Genomic DNA, 20,142 nt, shown 5'->3' on the forward strand with positions numbered 1-20,142 from the left:
AATCAACCTGCGACAAAGCCTTTTTGCGGCGTTCTGCCAATGATTTCATCTTGAACATCCTTTCCTAGTTCAACAAAATAAGCGGTATAACCGGCAACTCGAACCAATAGTCCTTTATAATCTTCAGGATGCTCCTGAGCTTTTAATAAAACTTCACGATCAATCACGTTGAACTGTACATGGAACAAACCTAAAGAACAAACTGATTTTAACAGAGCCATCATTTGAGCGATCCCCGCCTCATTTTTTAATAGCTCAGGTTCTACTTTCATGTTCAAGAGTGTTCCTTGGACAAAACGATCATGTGGAATATGAGATACAGATTTAATAACTGAACTCGGTCCATTTGTATCGGTTCCCCCGCTAGGACTCACGCCATCAGCTAACGGCGTCCATGCTCTTCTTCCGGATGGTAACGCACCGACCTCCAAACCAAACGGTGTATTGCCCGACACAGGAAGAATACCCGGAGTCATTTTTCCAAATTTACTATGATATTTTTCGATTTCATCTGCAATGAAGGTAAACATTTCATTAGCAATGTCATCGATATCTTCATTATCATTGCCATATTTCGGTGCTCGATCACACATTTCTTTGATTTCCTCAAAACCAACAAAGTCTGCATCTATTGCTTGAATCAATTCCTCCAAGGATAATAGTTGATGATCATAAACTAACGATTTAACCGCCGCCAGACTATTGATCAGATCGGCCACACCAATCAAAATAATACCGTTGCCGACATTGTATTTGGCGCCGCCTTGCGAGTAGTCTAAACATTTTTCGACACATTCTCGATGAGTGAGAGAAAGGGCTGGTACTGGACGATCCATACATATCTCATCAATGACATGACTTCCCATCACACACGCTCTGACCGCATACATCAACTGCTCCTTAACTGCATTTTCAAAAGCCGCATAATCTTTAAAATCACTAGGTTCTCCTGTTTCAACCGATACTTTTCTGCCTGTTTTGCGGTGAATACCATTGGTGAATACAAACTCGCACATACTACCTAAATTGATGTCCGCTAAAGCTGTGTATTGCTTGGTTCGTCCTTCTAAATTTGTTTCGACACAACCGCAGGGATTCCAATCAAAGGCTTCTTTTAACGAAATACCTTTATTCATCAACATGCGAATCCCAATATCATCGTTATGAAACGCAGGAAATCCCGTCCCTAATTTAATTAGTTCTACCACTTTGCGTAGAAATTTATTGGGATTTTTAGCTAAACTATACCGCACAGATAAAGAGGGCTGATACAACTGCACATCCATCGTCGCCTGCAAAATTTGATAGGATAACTCGTTTACTGCGTCCTTTCCTGTGGTGTCCACCCCACCAACGCAAACATTTTGAAACATCGGATAACCAGCCGCAAATTCAGCCGTTTCAGCATCCTGGAAAAGACAGGATTCACTAAATTTCACCCACAAACAATCCAATAATTCTTGTGCTTGTTTTTCTGTCAATTCCCCTTGAGCGATGTCTTTTTTATAAAATGGATAGAGATATTGATCCATTCTTCCAGGATTATAGCTGGCAGCATTTTGCTCCATAAAAATTGAGATTTGATAAAGAAATAAGGATTGCAGCGCTTCCCTAAAATTTCGGGCGGGATATTTGGGCACGCGTTCGCAAGTTTCCGCAATTGTTTCTAACTCTTGTTTTCTAATCGGATCTTTTTCCAAGAGTGCCATTTTGGCTGCTTCTTTAGCATAGCGGCGCGCCAGTTGTTCTATTCCATCCATCGTAATCAGCAATGATTGCAGATAAGTATCTTTTTCATAATCACCGGCATTCGTCAGATCAAGTGCTTCTTTTCGAATCAAAATATTTTTGCGAATTCCCTCCAAGCCTTCATTGATCACTTGTTTATAACCGGCCGTTACTTCACCGAAACCGCGAACAGCTTTCCGATTGATATAAATGACACCAGTATCTCGCAGGTTCTTTGTTTCTTCAGGAACTTGTTCTAGCCAAGCTTCAAACGTTGAACGCCCTTTCCAATAAGGTTTAATCTCATCGAGAAAGACTTGCTTGTCTTCCGGACTCAGATAAAATGGATCGTATTTCCGTTCACTAATCGTTTCAAGCTCATCATCCAAAATCGACCAGCAAGTATCTGCACAAATGATCCCTCCTCGCAGCTTACTTCCGGCACAGCCCACAATCAATTCATCAGCATTAATCTTCACCGTTTTTTCTAAGCATTGAGCTTTGAACGCCTTCGCTTTCTGAATAACCAAAGGCTGTCCTGCTGTTTCTTGAAAAGATTTAGTCAGTATACGAGCATTTTCCAAATCAACCTCCGGGCGTGTGTTCGTCACTTTTTCCTTCATTCGTTGAATTCTTTTCAGGTATTCTTCCATCAGTAAAACCTCCATACTTATTGTGATGTCTTTAACATACGATATTTATTAGAGGAATTGTTCTGATATCTAACCAAAAAATAGGCATATCTTGCCAAAAATAAAAAACTTGCTAGAACGGCAAGTTTTTTTCAACTATGAGCTTTTCGATATTGCAGCGGGGTCTGTCCAACCCTTTTTCTGAATGCACGAATAAAGCTAGTCGTATCGCTGAAGCCAGTTTTGATCGCGACATTATTGATAGTTTGATTCGATTGCAGCAACAATGCCGATGCTTCAGAGATTCGATATTGGATTAGATATTCATAAGGTGAATAGTCAGTATATTCTTTAAAACATCTAGTACACTCCGAAACAGAAATATGCGCAGATGCTGCGATATCTTCAATGGTCAACTCTTCCGTAAAATGATTTTTTACAAAGTTGATCAGCAATTGAATTCTCTCCTGTTTCTTTTTCAGGAATTGGATATTCCCCTTCTGCTTCACCTCTGCATGGGACAAAATCAAATACCAAATTTGAGATAATAGCGAAGATATTTTGTACTCCCAAGCTATGTCCGTTTTGTTTAAATAAACATTTTCTATTTCATAAAAATGGCTCAATACTTGTTTTTCCCAAGGAATTTTTTGCTTGAAGACGATAACAGGGAGCAGATAATCATTCACATAAGGAACCACATATTCCTGTTCCATCATACTACCTAGAAAGAAAGACAATAGTTTTGTACTAAAATTGATACTAAAGTAACGCCCATCCTCATCCATCTCTTTAGTGATATGCAAATACTGGGAGTTAATGAAAATCGCTTCCCCCTCTTTGAGAAGATAGTTCTGTCCATTGACCTGGATTGTCAAATTCCCTTTAGTCGCTATCGTGTATTGGATCTCTTCGTGCCAATGAAGATTGTCAAAGCCCCGCCCAGGAGGAGTCATTGAGTATTTTTTTACATAATAAATCTCAAAAGGAAAAGATGTATTTTCATACTTATTTTTCTCATATAAATCAGTTTTTTTATCCATCGCCCTATGCCTTTCTCTAGAGAGCTTTTCTTTAATTATAACGATGTTTAGAAAGATTTATACAAGTTATTTAACAAATTTTCAGTTCGTTTTTCACTTTTCTTTTCTTTCTTCTAACTCCGTTTTTATTTGCGGATAGATTTTATCTAAGTTGTAGAACAACATCGTGATAATCGAGCAGATGATTAAAATCATTGGTACGTATAGATACATCGCTTGAATCGCAAAAAGCGCTCGACCATTTTGAACTGTTTCTCCTGGTTGATACATTCCCCAAGCAAGCAGAGCACCTGCCAAACCACCCGAAATCGCTTGTGCAACTTTTCCTAAAAAACCATTAATCGCTGAAAGTGATCCAGAGACATTGACTCCCGTCTTCCATTCGCCATAATCAACAGGATCCGCTTGCATAGAAAAATAAATGCTCTCTTTGATTCCATAACCAATTGCTGAAATGAATGCACCAAATAAGACACCCGGTATTGTCTTACCAGCAAACATAATAATGATCAATCCAATCAACTGAATACTGGAGGATAGAATATAGAGATTTCTCTTTCCAATTTTTTTAGCTAGTACAGGAACGAAAAAATTTGCAAACATTGGAACGACTGACATAATGGTCGCAACAGTAATCGATAGCGTTTTGTTTCCAATGACTATTGAAAAATAATAAACTAAAGCACTTGATTGAATGAAAAAGCTGGTCCACATAAAAAGAATGTTCACGGCAAAAATCCACCAAGGTTTGTTTTGTTTTAAGGAATGAAATACGGTTTTAAGCGAAACGCTTTTTGAACCGTGGACCGGCAATTCTCGCACACTACAGAATGTAAAGAAGAATAACAAACACCCAATAATACCGAAAATCCCCATAACAATTTTGAAGCCAATTCTTTCATTTCCATTTCCGAAAAATGCAACTAAAGCCAAAGCAGTCGAACTCACTACAGTAGCGCCCAGAAAAGCAAAAAATTTTCGTGAAGTAGATAACGCAGTTCTTTCTTCCGTATCATTCGTAAGACTGGGTAAGATCGAAGCCATTGGTACGTTTACTAGCGTGTATGCCAAAGATAGACCGAAATATGTTACATATGCATACACTAACTTTCCTGAAACTGAGAAATCTGGCACATTGAAACAGAGGAAAGCAAACAGTGCAAAAGGTACTGCTCCAAAAAGAAAATACGGACGTGATTTCCCCCATCGCGTATTCGTATGATCAATCAAATAACCTACTAATAAGTCTGTCATTCCGTCCACAAATCTTGTAACAACAAACATCAAACTAATTGATGCAGCATTCAAATGCATAATATCTGTATAGAAGTACAAAAGATACAGTGAGATCATTTGCCAAATAAGATTACAAGCAAGATCAGATACACCATAACCGATACGTTGCCGCCACTTATTTATCCCCTTTCTTTTTGATTGATTCGTTTGTATAGTCTCCATAATAAGGCTCCTTTTTTAAGCGAGATATCAATTGCGAACGTTTTCAATTCTTCATTAAATTATGGATTGAATAAACTAGCTCATTCAATCCATAATTAACCATAGATAACTACTTGTCAGCCAATAAATACTTTCCAATCAGGTAAGCAGGGGTGCAACTCCAAGCATGACAATAGCTATTTAAAATTGGGCTGCCATAAGGCGAAAAATCTAACTCCTCGGGTTTAAAGGCTTCCCAAAAAGTGTCAGCTCCTAATTCAATCATTTTCCCCCAATAGCCTTTCATCAGTTTGATCGCCTCTCCTGGACAATCTGCGATAAATAAAGCTTCTACCACATGATGATACATATAAGGCGTGGCGATCCCTTTTATCGGAAAATGATTTTTCACCATTTCCTGCATAATTGTTTTATTCTTTTTCTTGTCAAACACTTCTGCTAAGACCATCCAAACCTGACTTGCTGCATTCACTTCATTGGTTGCTTCAATAACAAATTGTTTTCGTTTTGCATCAAATAGGAAACGTTTTGAAAAATCGATCATTTTATCAAGAATCCGTTGATAACGCGCTTTTTCTGGTTCAATGTAGGTACCTGCTAATTTTAGATATCTTTTTAGTGCATAAATCATAATTGCTTGACCGGCGGTTGATTTATCAAAATCATTCGACCAATCAATAAATACAGGCCATTCCTCTGTCAAAACTAATCGCCCTTCACTATCTACCTGCTTAAGAGCTAAATCTACAGCTTTTTTTGCATTTGGATACAAATTCTCCAATGCATCATAGTCATTGGTGTGTTCAACATAGTCATATAACGAAGTAACGAAAAAGAGACTATAGTCAAACAAAAAGGTATCATCGGGAGTTAGCTCCGGTTCAGTGAACACATTCGCTGGAATTTTCCCCTCGTCTGTTCGCATACCGCCAAAAAGATACAAGCAGCGTTTAACTAAAAATAAATCATTGAACGTGTAATAATTAGCCAAAGCCTGTAAACGTAAATCTCCTAGCCATAATCTTCGATCGCGTTTTGGTCCGTCTTCAAAGACAGTTTGCATACAATCTAATAATGTTTTTACAGAAACATTGTAAATCGCCTTTAGCTCGTCATCTTCAATCGATACATCTGGTAATTGAGCCATAGAAACCGAACTTTTAGCAACAAATACTGGATTGCTGAAACTTGCTTTCCACTTTGGTGACGTGTCAATCACTGTTAATTCGACATACCGGCAACTATAGCGTCTCGGCAATTGCAGCCTAGTAGGCAAGACATCTAGGTGAATGTACTCCTCTTGAATCCAAGATCGGGATAACCAGCCATCATAATCTTTTGAATCAGCGTACAGTTCTGATGGTACTTCCGCAAACTTCAAGCGTAAATATAGAGGAGCATCCATCGGTGACCCAATCGAGGCAATATCAACACTAAATTGTCCAACGTAATGGTCTCCTAAATCTAAGATCAGGGATTCTTCTCGGCCAAAAGTATAATCGCTTAAAGTTACGATATCCATTTTGCTTTCGACTAGCTCAAAATCGTTTGATCGTTGTTTTTCAGGAATCTGTTCCACAATCCCAATTGGTCGAATTTCTGTCTCGATCAATTCAGGAATATTCGCCTCTGCTCTTTCTAATAAATTCTTATCATAATCCCAAACTACGTCATCATTAATTTGAAAGGTAAACGCCATATTCATTCTCCTCGCTAACTTTTTTATACTTTGATATCGATATCTTGCATCATTTCTGTTTCATGATTCTCAGAGGTTCCATATCTCTTCTGCAATCTCATCATGACGATTCCCGCGATTGTAGCCACTAGAACAATGCCCGCAAATCCAATCATTGAGGTTTGAATCCGATCTGGCATTACTAAGTAAGGTGTGACAAAGGCAAAGAGTCCGCAGCACAGTCGTGAAAATCCATTGATGAAGCCTTGAAGTGATGCTCTTGTTTCAGCTGGAAACGATTCCTGTGTCCATACTTTATAGATGGCTTCACCAGCTAAAGGATTCCCAAAATTGTAAAAAGCAATCGTAATAGCTAAAGCAATGAATCCCGCTCCTCCGCCAATCAGTGCCATCCCCACCATCGCCGAGAATTGTACAAATGCGCCAATGAAGAAAGCTTTATTCCGATATTTCCCACCAGAGATTGAAGCGAAAACAATAGTTGTAGCAAGAGAAACGATATTTAAAACAATCCCTAATCCTGTCGCTTGTGTTTGACTCGCACCAGCATTCGTTAGTGCGTACGTTTGAAATTGACCCCAAGTGTTCGCTAATAAATTCCAACAAACATAGAATGTAATAATTGCTAAGAAGAACCCTAGATATTTATTTCTATTTTTCCCAAAAAGAACAGTCTTGAATGAAACTTCCTGTCCTTGTTCGGCAATCGTTTTGTTAGCTGCTTGCCGCGCATACCCCTCTTCATGAAAAGTCTTGAATTTGGCTGAAAAAGTTCGCCATAACCAAGTCACTATTGCAAATCCGAATAAGATAGCAAATACGATCCGAGCACCTAATACACCTTCTATACCAGAAAGCAAGAACGAACAAATATAAGAAATAAAGACCCCAATTTGCCAAAAAATTTGCGTTGAGGAAACTAGCTTAGCCGATGTCGTTTCGTCTGGTGCATCATGAGAAACAACCGTCAAGCTGATTGGGAGATCTGCACCGGATGAACCACCCATGATGATGACACCAGCCAATAACATCAAAAAGCTATTTGAAAAAATACAAATTGCCGCACCAATCGCATAAAAAAGGTTTAGCCAATTAAACGATCGAATCAAACCAAATCCTTTAGTAATATTCCCAGCAAACATCGAGCCAAAGGCAATCGCAAAAGTCAAACCGCCAGAAAGAATTCCGACTTGGCCAGTAGTCAACTCCAACCCTTTCTGCCAAACTGGAATAGTCGCAGACAACCCCACAATACAACCAGAACCCAACATTGATCCGATTCCGGCCGCAGTTGCTAAAGGAGAATACCTCTTCACTAACGATTTTTTTGAATCACTTTTATTACTCACAATTACACACTCCATTTCATCATTCTAATTAGCTGATCAACTTATGGACTTATTGTAAGCGCATTACACTCTAACGACTATGGTCTAAAACCAGATAGTTATTATCCAAACTACAGAAAAAAAGACTCACCTTCAAATAAAGGAAAGTCTTCTATACTTCATTTTTTACTAATTGATTTCTCACCTGTTTTGGTGTTTTATCGGTAAATCTGGCGAATAACTTGTAGAGGGACGGCAAGGAATTAAAGCCTATATCATAAGCAATCTCTTCGATACTTTTATCCGTTTCCTGCATCAGTTCCAACGCCGTTTGATACTTAGCAGAATTGATCAAATCCTGAAAAGTTCGTCCCGTCTCTTTTTTCAATTTATTACCAATATAGTTTGCATTATAGCCAAATTCCTTTGCCAAATCCCTCAAGCTGAGCTGTCTAAAATTGATATCAATATACTTCAAGATGTTGATAATTTCTTCATCATTTTTTTGGTAATTATCCAAACTCTCCTCCTCTATCGCTCGTGTAAGTTCGATCAATAAAAGAGAAAGTAATAAATTAGCTGCTCGCATGTAATACCTTCTCTTCTGAAAGTATTCCAAAATCAGATGTTGAATAATTTCTTGAATTTCATGATTTTCTCCGCAATGAAAATGGATAAACGCATCATGCTTGCCTGCCTTATTTGAAGCATTCATTAAAAACTCATTGACCAATCCCGTTGATTTAACCATATTAATGACGATATCTGTTGTAATGGATTCATCTTTCAGCAAGATATTGATCAACAGATCATTTTGACTTAGCGGATCAATCCGTTGAACGATATCCTTATCCAACAGGATAATTTCACCTTCATTCAATACTACTTTCTTATCATTGACGTACTGGGTACAGCTCCCTGACAGCATATAATTGAACTCTACAAATTCATGAGTATGTTTGGGCATCTCCGAATACCGATGATGCTTATTAATAAAAATATTGCCCTCTTTAAAAAAATTGCTGCTTGGCATTTTAGGAATAGCCACTTCTCCAAACGGCAAGTTTTGATCATTTACATTGTACCCCTGCGTGCGTTGGATTTTTTCAATCTCGTTTTCTCGCCTAAGCATCTCTTTCATCTCTTCATACTTCATCCGAACTCCCCTAACTAAAAGACATGTAACTAAATACATAATGTTTATCATTGCTGTTCGACTCTAGAATAGCATCGTCGGCATGGAAATAGAAAGATTTTTTTCGATGATCCAATTTCTCATACTATCAAATTCTCCGTCCTCATAGCCAAACAGACAAGGTTCTATAGCAACCTTGCCTGTTTGTTTTAACAATTCACAACAGAATGCTTCGCGCCCACAATAAAATCCGTTCCCTCTACGCCAAAATATTCAGTGATCCGATTCTTCAGTTCTTGCATCGCTTGATCAGCACGTTGCGCTTGTTGATCATTAACTGATTCCATAAAGAAAATAACATCTTTACTGCTCTCTGTCAGCATTGTTCGTTGCGCCTCCCGCCAATTCAAACAGCGGCAAATGGCACCCTCTTCATCATAATAGATAATTTCCCCCGGTAAGGCCGGCGCATCTGCTTCGGCTCCTAAAGGTAAAAATCCCTCTCCACCAGCAGCCTGACCTAAATGAATATCTCCTACGATTTTTTTCAGATCTTCTCCGCCACACGGCACCGCAAATTCCAATGAAACACTATTATAGATGTCCACCAATGGATTAATTGGCTGAAACTCACGGTCCTGACTAACTCTTTTCAAGAGTGCCTCAATCGACGAACGAGCACCTTTTTTTGTTTTAAATTGACTAAAAGCTCCACGCCACTCGCTGATGACGGGATTTTGACTGAAGGTTTCTTCATTCAGAAACCCCTTCGCTGCTTCTTTTCCTTTCGCTAACAACTCACTCAAGTACGAAGTCTTTTCCTTCGCTTGATTTTCTTCAATTCCTTTTACGATCAGTACATTGATTTGTGCCGCGGGAAAGACCTCCCAAAATGATGGATCTACGATAAATTTTGTCATGTGATCACTCCTTGTTCATATTAATGTATTCCTTTTTCTCTTTGGAAAAAGGAGTCTCATTTTCTCGCCGTATACCATTCCACTAATTTGGCAGATGATTAAGAGGAACTGGCATCCTTGTTCATATTAATGTATTCCTTTTTCTCTTTGGAAAAAGGAGTCTCATTTTCTCGTCGTATACCATTCTACTAATTTGACAGGTGATTAAGAGGAACTGGCATCCTTAGTCTGCTCTAAATAGGGCCACTTGTTGCCTTTTTTTACGGATATCCACTCTTCGTCAATATTGGCTACGACTGTTTTTAAGGTTTTGGAAAAAAAAGCTATTTCTTGTTCTGATAAATGTTGCAGTGCGATCTTATTTGAATACTCATTCTCCAGCTTGATGATTTGGGCTAATTCCGCTCCAGCTGCTGTTACAAATAATCGGCGAATTTTCTTGTTTTCCGAATCGTTCTTCTTCTCGATAAAGCCTTTTTCTTCAAGCTTTTTAATCGCTCGAGCTGCTGTCGTTCGATCGACTTTGACCATTTCGGCCAATTTATCAGGAATAATTCCAGGATTTTCGGAAATTCGGATTAAATATAAATATTGGCCTTTAGAAAGCTGGTAGTCCTTAAACTCTATATTGGCGATCGAATCCAATGCTCTAGCAATTTTTCCAATGTCTCTAAGAATATCGGTCATTTGCATTCTCCTATCTGATAAGGATTAATATAATTCATTTTTGTTGCAAATACAACATAAAAATAAAAGAAAAAAAGTATAGAAAGAAAAAATCCTTCTATACTTCATTCGATTTCTCTGTTCTCTTTTGTATGATTTTTTGTCCTAAATTGGCCCAATCTAACGGTCGCGGCGGGGATAACCACACGACACACTCTACGTTATGGGCATTTCCCAAATCTCTAGAATCGGTCAGTAAAATATCAGCAGATTCAATATCGGTAATTATTTTTGCCCCAACCAAATGGAAGAAATTTAGATTGTCTGTGATAAATTGATTGTACAAGTGTCCAAAAGAAAAATCGACATAAACACTGATTGGTTCGACTAAATTGTTTCTTGGAAATGCTTCTAAAATTAGAAAAAGATACTGAAAAAGAACCTGTTTCTTCTTTTTATACAATTCCGGTTCGTTTTCCTGCAACTGACTGACATACCGTCTGCAAAACTCTAATAGGGCTGGATAATTTTGCTGAAAATAGGCAATATTGATTTCCGGTTGAAAATTTTCACTCGCTCCACTGGCTTCCATCAATTGAAAATGCAAGAAATGGCTTTGCTTCAAAAAATACTCATACTTTTCAGGACATTCGATTAATTTTGGAAAGAATTCGATCAAACTCGTCAGCAGATTTTTGCTCCAAGTCATAATTTGTTTACTCTCGGTCAGCTTTAAGTGTTCACTCAATTCCTCTGAACGCGAATAATAATAATTCAAGAAAGCGACCACCTCTGCTTCACGCGCGTCAGCCGGAACTCGCGTAAAGAATGGGGCTTCCATTTCTTTTTTAATGTCTTCACTGAATAAAACAGTGTAGGCTTCTTCTTCAACATATTTTTTCTGCTGAATTCGCAGATCCGACACGTATAGATAATGCTGCAAACCGATTTTTTGATGAATAGTCAGCTTTGTACTTTCCACTTCAGCTAGCTTGATTCGTACAGGATTTTCCTTGGTTTGAACAAAAATCTGGCAACGTTCTTTATAGACTCGAGAAAACAACTCGGTCAAAAACAACCGAACGTTTTTTTCACTTTCACCGTTTAAACGAAATTTTTTATCAATCTTCAGTTCGTATTTTGCAAGATAATTATTCAGTACTTTGAAATTATTGTAGGCAATTGGATAGCTGATCAAAGACTTTTCGGAAAGCTCATTCAATGATTTGAATTCCCCTAAAGCCGCACCTAATAAAATAGTAAAACCAATTGATTCTTCCACATATTTTTCTAAAAGGGTCTCCGAACTGGCTGTTCCAGTAATCTCCAATTGAACAAAAGGTTCTTCTAAAAAAACGTTGATTTCTCTAGCTAAACCATACCTTTCAAGATCCTGGATCAATTGCTCGATTGTACTTTTAAGCACATAATTCGAAATTTCCAAATGGTCCATGATTTCTTTTTTAGACAGCGCAAAATAAGAACTCCGCTCTAACCGCTTCAAAAGCTGATATTTCCGCCATTCTTCTTTTGCTAATAAACTATCCAACAAAATAATCACTCATCCTTGCCGTCAATTTCCCGTTGGCTTCGCCATATAAGACGACACCTGATAATAAATATGCGCTTTGCGCGATATCCGCAAAATCATTAGGAGCGCCGCCTGAACCACTGCCACTATCCGGGGGCAGCACAGTAGTCTTCATTGGAGAAAAGAAATCATCATCCAACATCAAAACTTGATGCTTTTGACGAGCCTTTAATTTAGGTAAATAAGGCTCTGGTGTCAGTAAATCGTTGGTTTTCTCCTCTTGTTCCAACCTATTTTCAGGTAATAGAGCTACGGATTGACTCTCAATTTGTACGGCATTATTTTGACTCTCATTATTTAAGGTGTTTCCTAGTATCCCATTGGTTCTTTGCTCTTCGGATGAACTCGGAGCCGTTGACTCCATGGTCACTTCTCCGTCTATCAAATAATCACTCGGTTCAGGATCATCATTGGGTACTGGAGTAATGGTATTTTGCGGGTCCAAAGGGTCATAGATGACAGTATTCGCAAAGATGTGTTCTGAATACAAAAATATCGATGCTCCCAGCGCCACCATCAATGACCGCGCCATCATTTTTTTCATTTTATTACTCCCCCATTTTTACCTGCTGACCTTCATGATCATTCTTATACCCATCGCTAAACTGAAAAGAAAAAGAATCACTATGATTATACAATAATTTCGGTTTTTTCGATTGTTTTTTACTCTGATCTGATCCTTCTGCTGTAGAATTTTTTGTTTGATCGTTTTTTCGGGTTGTTTGACGAGTTTTCCTTTGACTACAAAACGCTGTTCAGTGTGCGTCGGCTTGTCACAAGTGATTAGTGTAATCTCCGCTTTATTTCGATTTTCTAAAGCTTGAAGTTCCGTCTGCTGGATAATCTTTGTCTGACTGACCTTGTATTGATAAAACTGGTTTTGGGTCTCTAAATAGATCGTATCCCCTACCTCTATATTCAACAGCTTGCCAAATAATAAATTGTTCCGTCCCAGATGATGACCGATCGCAACAATATTTTGATTCTCTGCTTTTCTTTCCGGGAACAGCAGTCCCGCACCAATCAAAAGCTGCTCATTCGTTACCCCTGAAAAAAGCGGAAGACTAATCTCAACTTTTGGGATAACGATTTGACCAGCTGTTTGAAAAGTCTGATTTTTTTCAAAGGCTAAAACTTCTGACAGTCCAGGCGGCTGAACAGCTTCTAACGGAACAATTCCGGCGGGTTTCACCGTTTCGGTCGTTTTGATCGAAACGGTTTGTGTCCGATAAATAATCAGCGCTTGTTTCATAAATGGCAGAAACAAAAGCGTTATCGCTACACAGTAAATCAGTATAAGGCTAAACCGGATCTTTTTTGTCATTTTTTTTCTTGCGCCATACTAAGAATAGGATGATCAACAATAATAGAACAATACCGATCAGGATATATAACCATGTGTAGTCTTTTTTGATCGTGACATCAGAATCATTCAATTTTTTTGCTACATCTGCTTTGATCTCGAAATCCTTTTCCATCGTCCAGTGATAACGATAGTTTTCTTCTTTTTGGCTGCCTTTCGCTTGGAATGAGTAGCTTCCATTCTGATCTTGCTGACCGTAAGCTTCGATTTTCATTGTATATTTCCCAGCTTTTAAGCGATCCCCTTTTAACGGGACTGATAAATTGAAGTTCGAATTTGGCGCCATCTGCATTTCGGATTGTTCGTCTGTATAAAGTGCTTCAGAGCTGCCTTTTTTGGTAATCGTCGTTTTGGTCGCCAATTGATTCAAATACGTCGCATTAGGATTTTGCAGGTTTCCTTGAATCACATTGCGGGCATTGCGTTGATTTGGAGTAACACTTTGCAGCTTCAAATCAGGCGACCCATTCTCAGTCGTTTGGCGCATCAATAGAGCCACGACATATGAATATTCATTTTTGATCGCTAAGCCTTTGTCATTTTTGTCCGATGAAGCGCTGGTTTGATTGTCTGTTTTCTCTTTAAATGTGATACCGCCAGCAAATTTTTCGTTTGGCATATGTATTTTTACTTTGTATTCAGCCGCTGATTGTGGTTTTAACGTAATCTCTTTCGGCGCTTCTACGTAATTTTTGATATCGTATTTCAACGTTTTGTCCGCTTTGATATCATTGTCGCTGTATTCAACAACGCCGTTGCCATTTGTTGTGGCGCTATTGATCTGGGCTTCTACTACAACTTCTTTATCCGTATCATTTCGTAAATCAACGGTCAGTGTCTCTTCTTGATTCGGAGCCAGCAATAAATCAAAATATGTCTTTTGCTTATCAATTTGGTTTTCTGACGGTTTCGGTGTCACTGCAAAATTGAACTCTGAAGCAAAACTCGGTGCCGCCATCGTTAAACTACTAAAAACCGTAACCGCTAGTATCGCAATTTTTCTAAATTTCATCGTCTCTATATCCTCTCAGTGAAAGAAAGGGATGCTGGAAAACATCCCTTCTTCGTTCTTCTTTGTTTCTTAGTTTCCTGGTGTATCGCTAAGAACCCAAGTAAATGTTGTTGAATATTTCTTTGCATATTTGGTCGTTGAACCAGGTACACTCAATTCGATACTTTCTGCTGCAGTTGCGGCATCTGTACCCCAATCAAGTAAGTACGTTCCAGCTCCCTGACCATCTTTCGCAGACATTACATTTTTCAAAGCTCCAGATGGATCTGCAGCGATTGTTGCTTGTCCTGTAGGTTTTTCTGAAGCAGAAGCAGTTACGACATTCCCATTTTTGAAGGTGATTTCTGCGCCGGTCAATTCATCGGCATCTGCTGTAGCAAATTGGCTGTTCTGTTTCATTTGCAAAGTCCAGCCTTTTTCCGTTCCTCGATTGTCGGTTACTTGGACAAAGTTTGGACCTGTTTGTTCAGCGCCATCCTTATCGATATATTTTTGCGCTTTCGCTTTGTAAATTTCATCTTTAGAAGTGATTTTTTGCGTACCGAAATCTAGACTTGACGCGTAATCAATCGACAATGGGCCTGCGGTTCCTGGGTTTGGACCGCTTGGATCAGTTGGATCGACCGGTTTAACCGGATTAGTTGGATCAACTGGATCAACCGGATCTGTTATATCCGTATTAGGCGTAAAAGTAATCACGCCATTTGAATCATAATCGCCGCCGTCAGCCGCAAAACTCACAGCTGGCGCTAAGGTAATTCCTGCTAAAATAGCAGTTGCTAAAAATAAAGAACTAAATTTTTTCATTTGTATTTATCCTCCTAGATTGTCTTAATTTCCTGGTACGTCTGATAAGCTCCATGTTAATGAAGTACTGTATTTCACTGCATCTTTAGGTGTACTGCCGGGTACTGATAATGTGACTGCCTTCGTCACATCAGCATCTACTTCATTTCCGTCTTTATCTATTTCTTTGACTGCTTCAACTGTTCCCCAACGATCGGAATACGTTCCAGCTCCTTGGTTGACTTGCGCTGACATCACTAAACTTTCTGTTCCGGCAGGGTCTAGTTCAATCGTTGCCGCTGCTGTTGGGAATACAGCAGTTGAATTACTGTTGACTGTTGGATTTACCAGCTTCACTTCGGAACCTGTTAACGTATCGTTCAGTGTTCCAGTTGCTTTGAATTGGCCATTTTGTTTGACCTTCAATGTCCATCCAGCGTTGTTTCCACGGTTGTCAGAAACCTGAACGTAGTTCGGTGTTGCTGCATGACCGTCTTTGTATTGTTGGGCTCTCGCATAGTAGACTTCATCTTTGTTGGTAATTTTATTCACCCCAAAGTCTAATGAAGACGCATAGTCGATCGATAATGGTCCGTCTGTTCCTGGTTTTGGTCCTGTTGGGTCAGTCGGATCAACGGGGTCGACCGGATTCGTTGGGTCTGGGTCAGTTGGATCAACAGGCTTTGTTGGGTCAGTATTTGGAATAAATTCCACAACACCATTTGAATCATAATCGACTGAATCTGCATGAGTGATCAACCCTCCAGCAGTTGATAGCGATAGTGCTGCTAAAGTAGCGACGGTCATTAATTTTACGTTTTTCATCGTCTTTTTCTCCTTGTAATCATTTTTTTAGGTTTATTTAAGGTACGTTTTTTAAACTCCATGTCAAGGAAGTTTGATATTTTTTAGCATATTTTACTGAGCTTCCGGGAACCGTTAATTGAACAGAGCGTCCACCGCTGGCTTCATCTGATCCAAATCGATACAGCCAAGTACCAATTCCTTTTTCACTGTTCGCTTTTACCACATCGATCTCCGCATCCAACGGCATTTCGAGCGTCCCGCTTGCCATCGGCGCGTAGGTATTTGAAAGATTCGAGATCATTTCACCGTTTGTGAAACGAAGTTCAGCCCCTTCAAGCTTTTGCGCTTCGGCTGTTTGAAACTGCCCGTTCTGCTTTACACTTAATTGCCAACCTGCACCTGTTCCTCGAACATCCGTCACTTGAACATAATTAGGACCCTTTTTCTTTGTCCCATCAAAGTCGGTATATTCCTGTGGAAGTGCATAATAGGTCTCATTTTTTGTGGAAATCGTTTGATTCCCAAATTGAAACCCTGAGGCAAAGTCTAAGGACAGACTGCCGCCAGTACCAGCTGGCGGACCTGTTGGATTGGTTGGATCAACGGGGTTTACCGGTTTGGTTGGATCTGGCAGCATGGGATCGAGTGGTTTAACAGTCGTCCCTCCACCGCTTTGATACTTCATATGAGTATCCGTATCATCAGCTTGCGCTAATATTCCGCCGGTCAAGGTTGAAGTAAGCAGGAAGAGAAAACTAACTAATCGAATTTTTTTCACCATTCTCGACCTCCTTCAACTTGAAAAAGACAAACAACAATAAGACAAAACCAAGTAACGAGACTAACAGATTAGAGGTATCTCCCGTTGCGGGGATGATGGCTCCTTGCCCTTTATAAGATGGCAATGTGCTCGCTATTTGACTCGTTGTTCCACCTGTTGTTCCTTGCGCGGCTTCATGTACAGCCGTATTGTCGGTTTCTTCTTTTTTTGACGGCTGTTCTTTTTCAGGATCTTCCTTTGGGTATTCATATTTTCCATAAAAGGCTGTAACCCCGTTACTATCATAGTTAGCATCTGCCGCAAAGACAGGTACAGTAGTAAGGAACGCCAGCATTATTAACAAACTATTTATCACTAATCGTCTCATCTACTCACCTAATTTCCTGGGACATCTTCTAGTTTCCATGACAATTTGCCTGAATAGTCGCCGACACGTTGTTTTTCGACAGGTACTGTCAGCTTGAAGCCGTTGTTACCTTGCCAATCAGCTGAAATATTCTTTGAGCCGTCAGAAGTAAACTCGCCCGACTCCACGATTTGTGTCGCTGTCGTAATTTGCTTTTCACCTAATTGAGAAGTGTAATAAAGCGCATCCTCTAAAGAAATCGAACCATTCTTCAATTCTTCCGATTGATTCAACGTCAGACGCCAAGGTTTTTTGGCTCCGCCACGAGTATCTGATACGACTAAATCGCCACTAATCGTCGGACGATAGTTTTCTGTTTTATTCGATACTTGATTGTCGCCAAACTCTAATCCGTCTGGAACGGAAGCTAGTGACAGATAGCCGACAACTGTCGCTTTTGTTGCTGCTTTAAATGTTGCATCCCGATAGGTCATCTCATTTTTAGGGTTGATATTTCCGATCGCGTTATTGGTACTAGGGCGATCTGCTTCACTAAGTTCAGTGATTGGTCCGCTTTGATCCTGTAAAAAGAATTGAAGAACATCATCTTTCACAAGATTCAAACTAGAGATATCAATCTCCCATTTTCCATCCGCGCCGACCAGCTGTCCTGGAATTCCCGATGGCTGATCGTTTACGGTTAATGTTATAATGCTGTTAGGCTCCCCAGTTCCCGTTAGCTTAGTAGTCGTACTTTGGATGGCGTCCGAATGATCTACTTTAGCGGGTTCTGGCGGTGTTGCATCAATAACAGTCGCTTCAATTGGATCAGGTGTGATCCATGGTCCTCGTTCGGCAATACCTGAGATTTTTTCACCAGCTTTTTGAAATTGGATCGGATCATTTGTATCTGAATAAGAAACATAGCCGTTTGCATCTGTTGATAGATTGTCTCTAACATTCCCATATGTATCAGTCAAGCTGACCTTCGCTTGATTTTCTGAGGCATAGACCGGAATATATTTGATTTCTCCAGCAACTAGTCCATTATTGTCTGGAACCTCCCCGATGATTACACGTCCTTTGATCGTCTTGTCTGCATCTGTAACCGGTGTCCATTCAATCTTGGGATTCTGATTCATTCCTGAGATTCGGCGATAATTGGCTTGTTTGAATTGATTCAGTGAAGCGACTGACGTCGTTACAACTTCCCCACTTCCACTTCCAACAACCTTAAGACTTGGAACTTTTGCATAAGTTTCGTTAGATGGCCCAAGAACTGGAACGCCGACCTTCCATAAATCGATATCCGAATCAAGAATGGAGAATGTGTTATTTGCAGTATTCCCATAGGCAACATTTACAGCTGTTCGACTGTCATGTAAATTTCGTAAATCATATTGAGCTGGGCTGTTCAATGTTAAAGAGTTCCCTGTTCGATTGACACTCGCGACCCCTGTAGCGTCTGCTGCTAAATTGATCAAGGGCTGACTACTTGTCCCGATTACATAAAGGTAACTTCCAGGCTCTGCATTCAGATAGGTATTATTGTTACTAAAAGCTACTACTGACCCTGAGGCCTGTTTACTCGTCAAATTCACGACAGCACCCTTTTTGATCGTCATTCCTGCGCCAGCATCATCAAAACGTACCGCATTTCCTGGCATATCGACGTTGTAAACACTGTTTTCGCCAACCGTTAGTGAAAGATAGTGATGGTAAACAGCAGGATATGTACGTCCAACTGTTTGCGTTTGTCCGACATCGACACGACAATTCTTTCCGATCGTAAATTCTCTGGAAGCCCCGGTTGACCCGGCATTCGCTGCATCGTTGTACCAAAAGACAGAAAAATTGTAATAGTTCACGTTTCCTTTATAATTCGTTCCATCCTCCATAATGAGACTGCCCAAGTAGAAGTTTTCTGCCCGGGTATTGATATCCATCTCACCGTAAACTCTCACTTCTGAATGAGAAGCTCTCGCTAATCGTTGCACACCAGGTTCAGTAGTGATATTCCCAAACCGATATTTCCACTTGACACCATTTGCAGTAATCAACCGAGTTCCGACAATATCTTCTGAATAGCCCCCGGCATAGGTTTGATTTAAAACGATATCATGCATATGAAAGGAACCGATAGTATTCTGCGGTGAAGCTAAATAAATCGATGAATCTTTAAAATTCACCCGATAGCCTTGTCCATCAATTTCTAAGTCATTTTTTCTTGCGTACGCAGAAAGCCTGGCATCTGATGCACTAGGATTATCGAAACTTGCGGTTAAAATGATTTTTGTGATCGTTTCGTCTCGAATGGCATTCACAAAGTCAGTCCAAGTACTTACCTCAGCCTCATTTGCTGCTAAAAGTCGCAAATCCGCTTTTTTGACCTCTTCACTATCCTCTTTCGCTTCTGAACTTTCTATCGTTTCTTCTTTTGTTTTAGAATCCTTTGTTGTTTCTTTTGTTTCCTCTGAAACAGATTTTGAATCTGTCGTTTCTTTTTCCTTGCTTGTGTCATCAGCAGTATTTGCATTTTCGCTGGGGGTCAAGTCATCCTCTGTATTTTGGTCCGTTTTCTCGGATATACTGCTTGAGGACGTCGTCATTTCCTCAGCTTCTACAGAAAAGACACTCACATTCGGAAGTAAAATAATTAGTAATAAGAAAAAAATTATTCTCCGCCGGTTCATTTTTTTCTCACCTACTTCACATCCAAAATCCTAACACATTTAAAACCCATTTTTTATAATTATTTTTAAAAAAATTGATAATTAACTTATAACCAACGTTTTATTAATATAGTTCCAACGAAACCAAACCCAATTATGCAAGATTTATATCAAA

At 39.5% G+C, this 20,142-nt stretch carries 17 protein-coding genes; all 17 read right to left on the reverse strand.

The annotated features are described in order from the left end of the window. Window positions 1–2: 2 nt before the first annotated feature. Entirely contained in the window at window positions 3–2,381 is a 2,379-nt protein-coding gene (locus IGI38_RS13585; protein ID WP_438731392.1) for a glycyl radical protein, read from the reverse strand. 131 nt (window positions 2,382–2,512) lie between these two features. Beyond that, entirely contained in the window at window positions 2,513–3,403 is an 891-nt protein-coding gene (locus tag IGI38_RS13590; protein ID WP_438731395.1) for an AraC family transcriptional regulator, read from the reverse strand. A 93-nt stretch (window positions 3,404–3,496) separates the two neighbouring features. Next, entirely contained in the window at window positions 3,497–4,861 is a 1,365-nt protein-coding gene (locus tag IGI38_RS13595; RefSeq protein WP_438731398.1) for an MFS transporter, read from the reverse strand. 109 nt (window positions 4,862–4,970) lie between these two features. Further along, window positions 4,971–6,560 carry an alpha-L-rhamnosidase-related protein gene (locus IGI38_RS13600; protein WP_438731401.1) on the reverse strand — a complete coding sequence of 530 codons (1,590 nt, stop codon included), beginning with the start codon at window positions 6,558–6,560 and terminating at the stop codon, window positions 4,971–4,973. A gap of 23 nt (window positions 6,561–6,583) precedes the next feature. Next, a complete protein-coding gene (locus tag IGI38_RS13605; RefSeq protein WP_438731403.1) occupies window positions 6,584–7,909 on the reverse strand; it encodes an MFS transporter in 1,326 nt (441 codons plus the stop codon). 151 nt (window positions 7,910–8,060) lie between these two features. Continuing rightward, window positions 8,061–9,044 (reverse strand): AraC family transcriptional regulator, encoded by a 984-nt coding sequence (locus tag IGI38_RS13610; protein ID WP_438731407.1) that lies wholly within the window; start codon window positions 9,042–9,044, stop codon window positions 8,061–8,063. Between the two features lie 188 nt (window positions 9,045–9,232). Next, on the reverse strand, window positions 9,233–9,943 hold the full coding sequence (locus tag IGI38_RS13615; RefSeq protein ID WP_438731410.1) for a B3/B4 domain-containing protein: 711 nt from the start codon (window positions 9,941–9,943) through the stop codon (window positions 9,233–9,235). A 204-nt stretch (window positions 9,944–10,147) separates the two neighbouring features. Then, complete coding sequence (locus IGI38_RS13620; protein WP_438731413.1) at window positions 10,148–10,630, reverse strand: MarR family winged helix-turn-helix transcriptional regulator; 483 nt, start codon at window positions 10,628–10,630, stop codon at window positions 10,148–10,150. A gap of 97 nt (window positions 10,631–10,727) precedes the next feature. Next, window positions 10,728–12,170: a helix-turn-helix domain-containing protein gene (locus IGI38_RS13625; protein WP_438731416.1), complete on the reverse strand. Its 1,443-nt coding sequence runs from the start codon at window positions 12,168–12,170 to the stop codon at window positions 10,728–10,730. Beyond that, window positions 12,151–12,744 (reverse strand): hypothetical protein, encoded by a 594-nt coding sequence (locus IGI38_RS13630; protein ID WP_438731419.1) that lies wholly within the window; start codon window positions 12,742–12,744, stop codon window positions 12,151–12,153. Before IGI38_RS13630 ends, IGI38_RS13625 begins: the two co-directional genes overlap by 20 nt. Before the next feature lie 18 nt (window positions 12,745–12,762). Next, window positions 12,763–13,524 (reverse strand): class A sortase, encoded by a 762-nt coding sequence (locus IGI38_RS13635; protein ID WP_438731422.1) that lies wholly within the window; start codon window positions 13,522–13,524, stop codon window positions 12,763–12,765. Then, entirely contained in the window at window positions 13,502–14,575 is a 1,074-nt protein-coding gene (locus IGI38_RS13640) for a DUF916 and DUF3324 domain-containing protein (protein WP_438731425.1), read from the reverse strand. Before IGI38_RS13640 ends, IGI38_RS13635 begins: the two co-directional genes overlap by 23 nt. Before the next feature lie 69 nt (window positions 14,576–14,644). Beyond that, on the reverse strand, window positions 14,645–15,382 hold the full coding sequence (locus IGI38_RS13645) for a WxL domain-containing protein (RefSeq protein WP_438731428.1): 738 nt from the start codon (window positions 15,380–15,382) through the stop codon (window positions 14,645–14,647). A 24-nt stretch (window positions 15,383–15,406) separates the two neighbouring features. Beyond that, window positions 15,407–16,186, reverse strand: coding sequence for a WxL domain-containing protein (locus IGI38_RS13650; RefSeq protein ID WP_438731431.1), 780 nt, complete (start codon window positions 16,184–16,186; stop codon window positions 15,407–15,409). 37 nt (window positions 16,187–16,223) lie between these two features. After that, window positions 16,224–16,949 (reverse strand): WxL domain-containing protein, encoded by a 726-nt coding sequence (locus IGI38_RS13655; protein ID WP_438731434.1) that lies wholly within the window; start codon window positions 16,947–16,949, stop codon window positions 16,224–16,226. Beyond that, window positions 16,924–17,316 carry an LPXTG cell wall anchor domain-containing protein gene (locus tag IGI38_RS13660; RefSeq protein ID WP_438731436.1) on the reverse strand — a complete coding sequence of 131 codons (393 nt, stop codon included), beginning with the start codon at window positions 17,314–17,316 and terminating at the stop codon, window positions 16,924–16,926. The genes IGI38_RS13655 and IGI38_RS13660 overlap by 26 nt, the downstream gene beginning before the upstream one ends. Window positions 17,317–17,324: 8 nt before the next feature. Continuing rightward, window positions 17,325–19,988 (reverse strand): pectate lyase-like adhesive domain-containing protein, encoded by a 2,664-nt coding sequence (locus IGI38_RS13665; protein ID WP_438731438.1) that lies wholly within the window; start codon window positions 19,986–19,988, stop codon window positions 17,325–17,327. Between the last annotated feature and the right edge of the window lie 154 nt (window positions 19,989–20,142).

This window comes from Enterococcus sp. AZ128 (assembly GCF_051714485.1).
In the GTDB taxonomy this organism is placed as follows: domain Bacteria; phylum Bacillota; class Bacilli; order Lactobacillales; family Enterococcaceae; genus Enterococcus_A.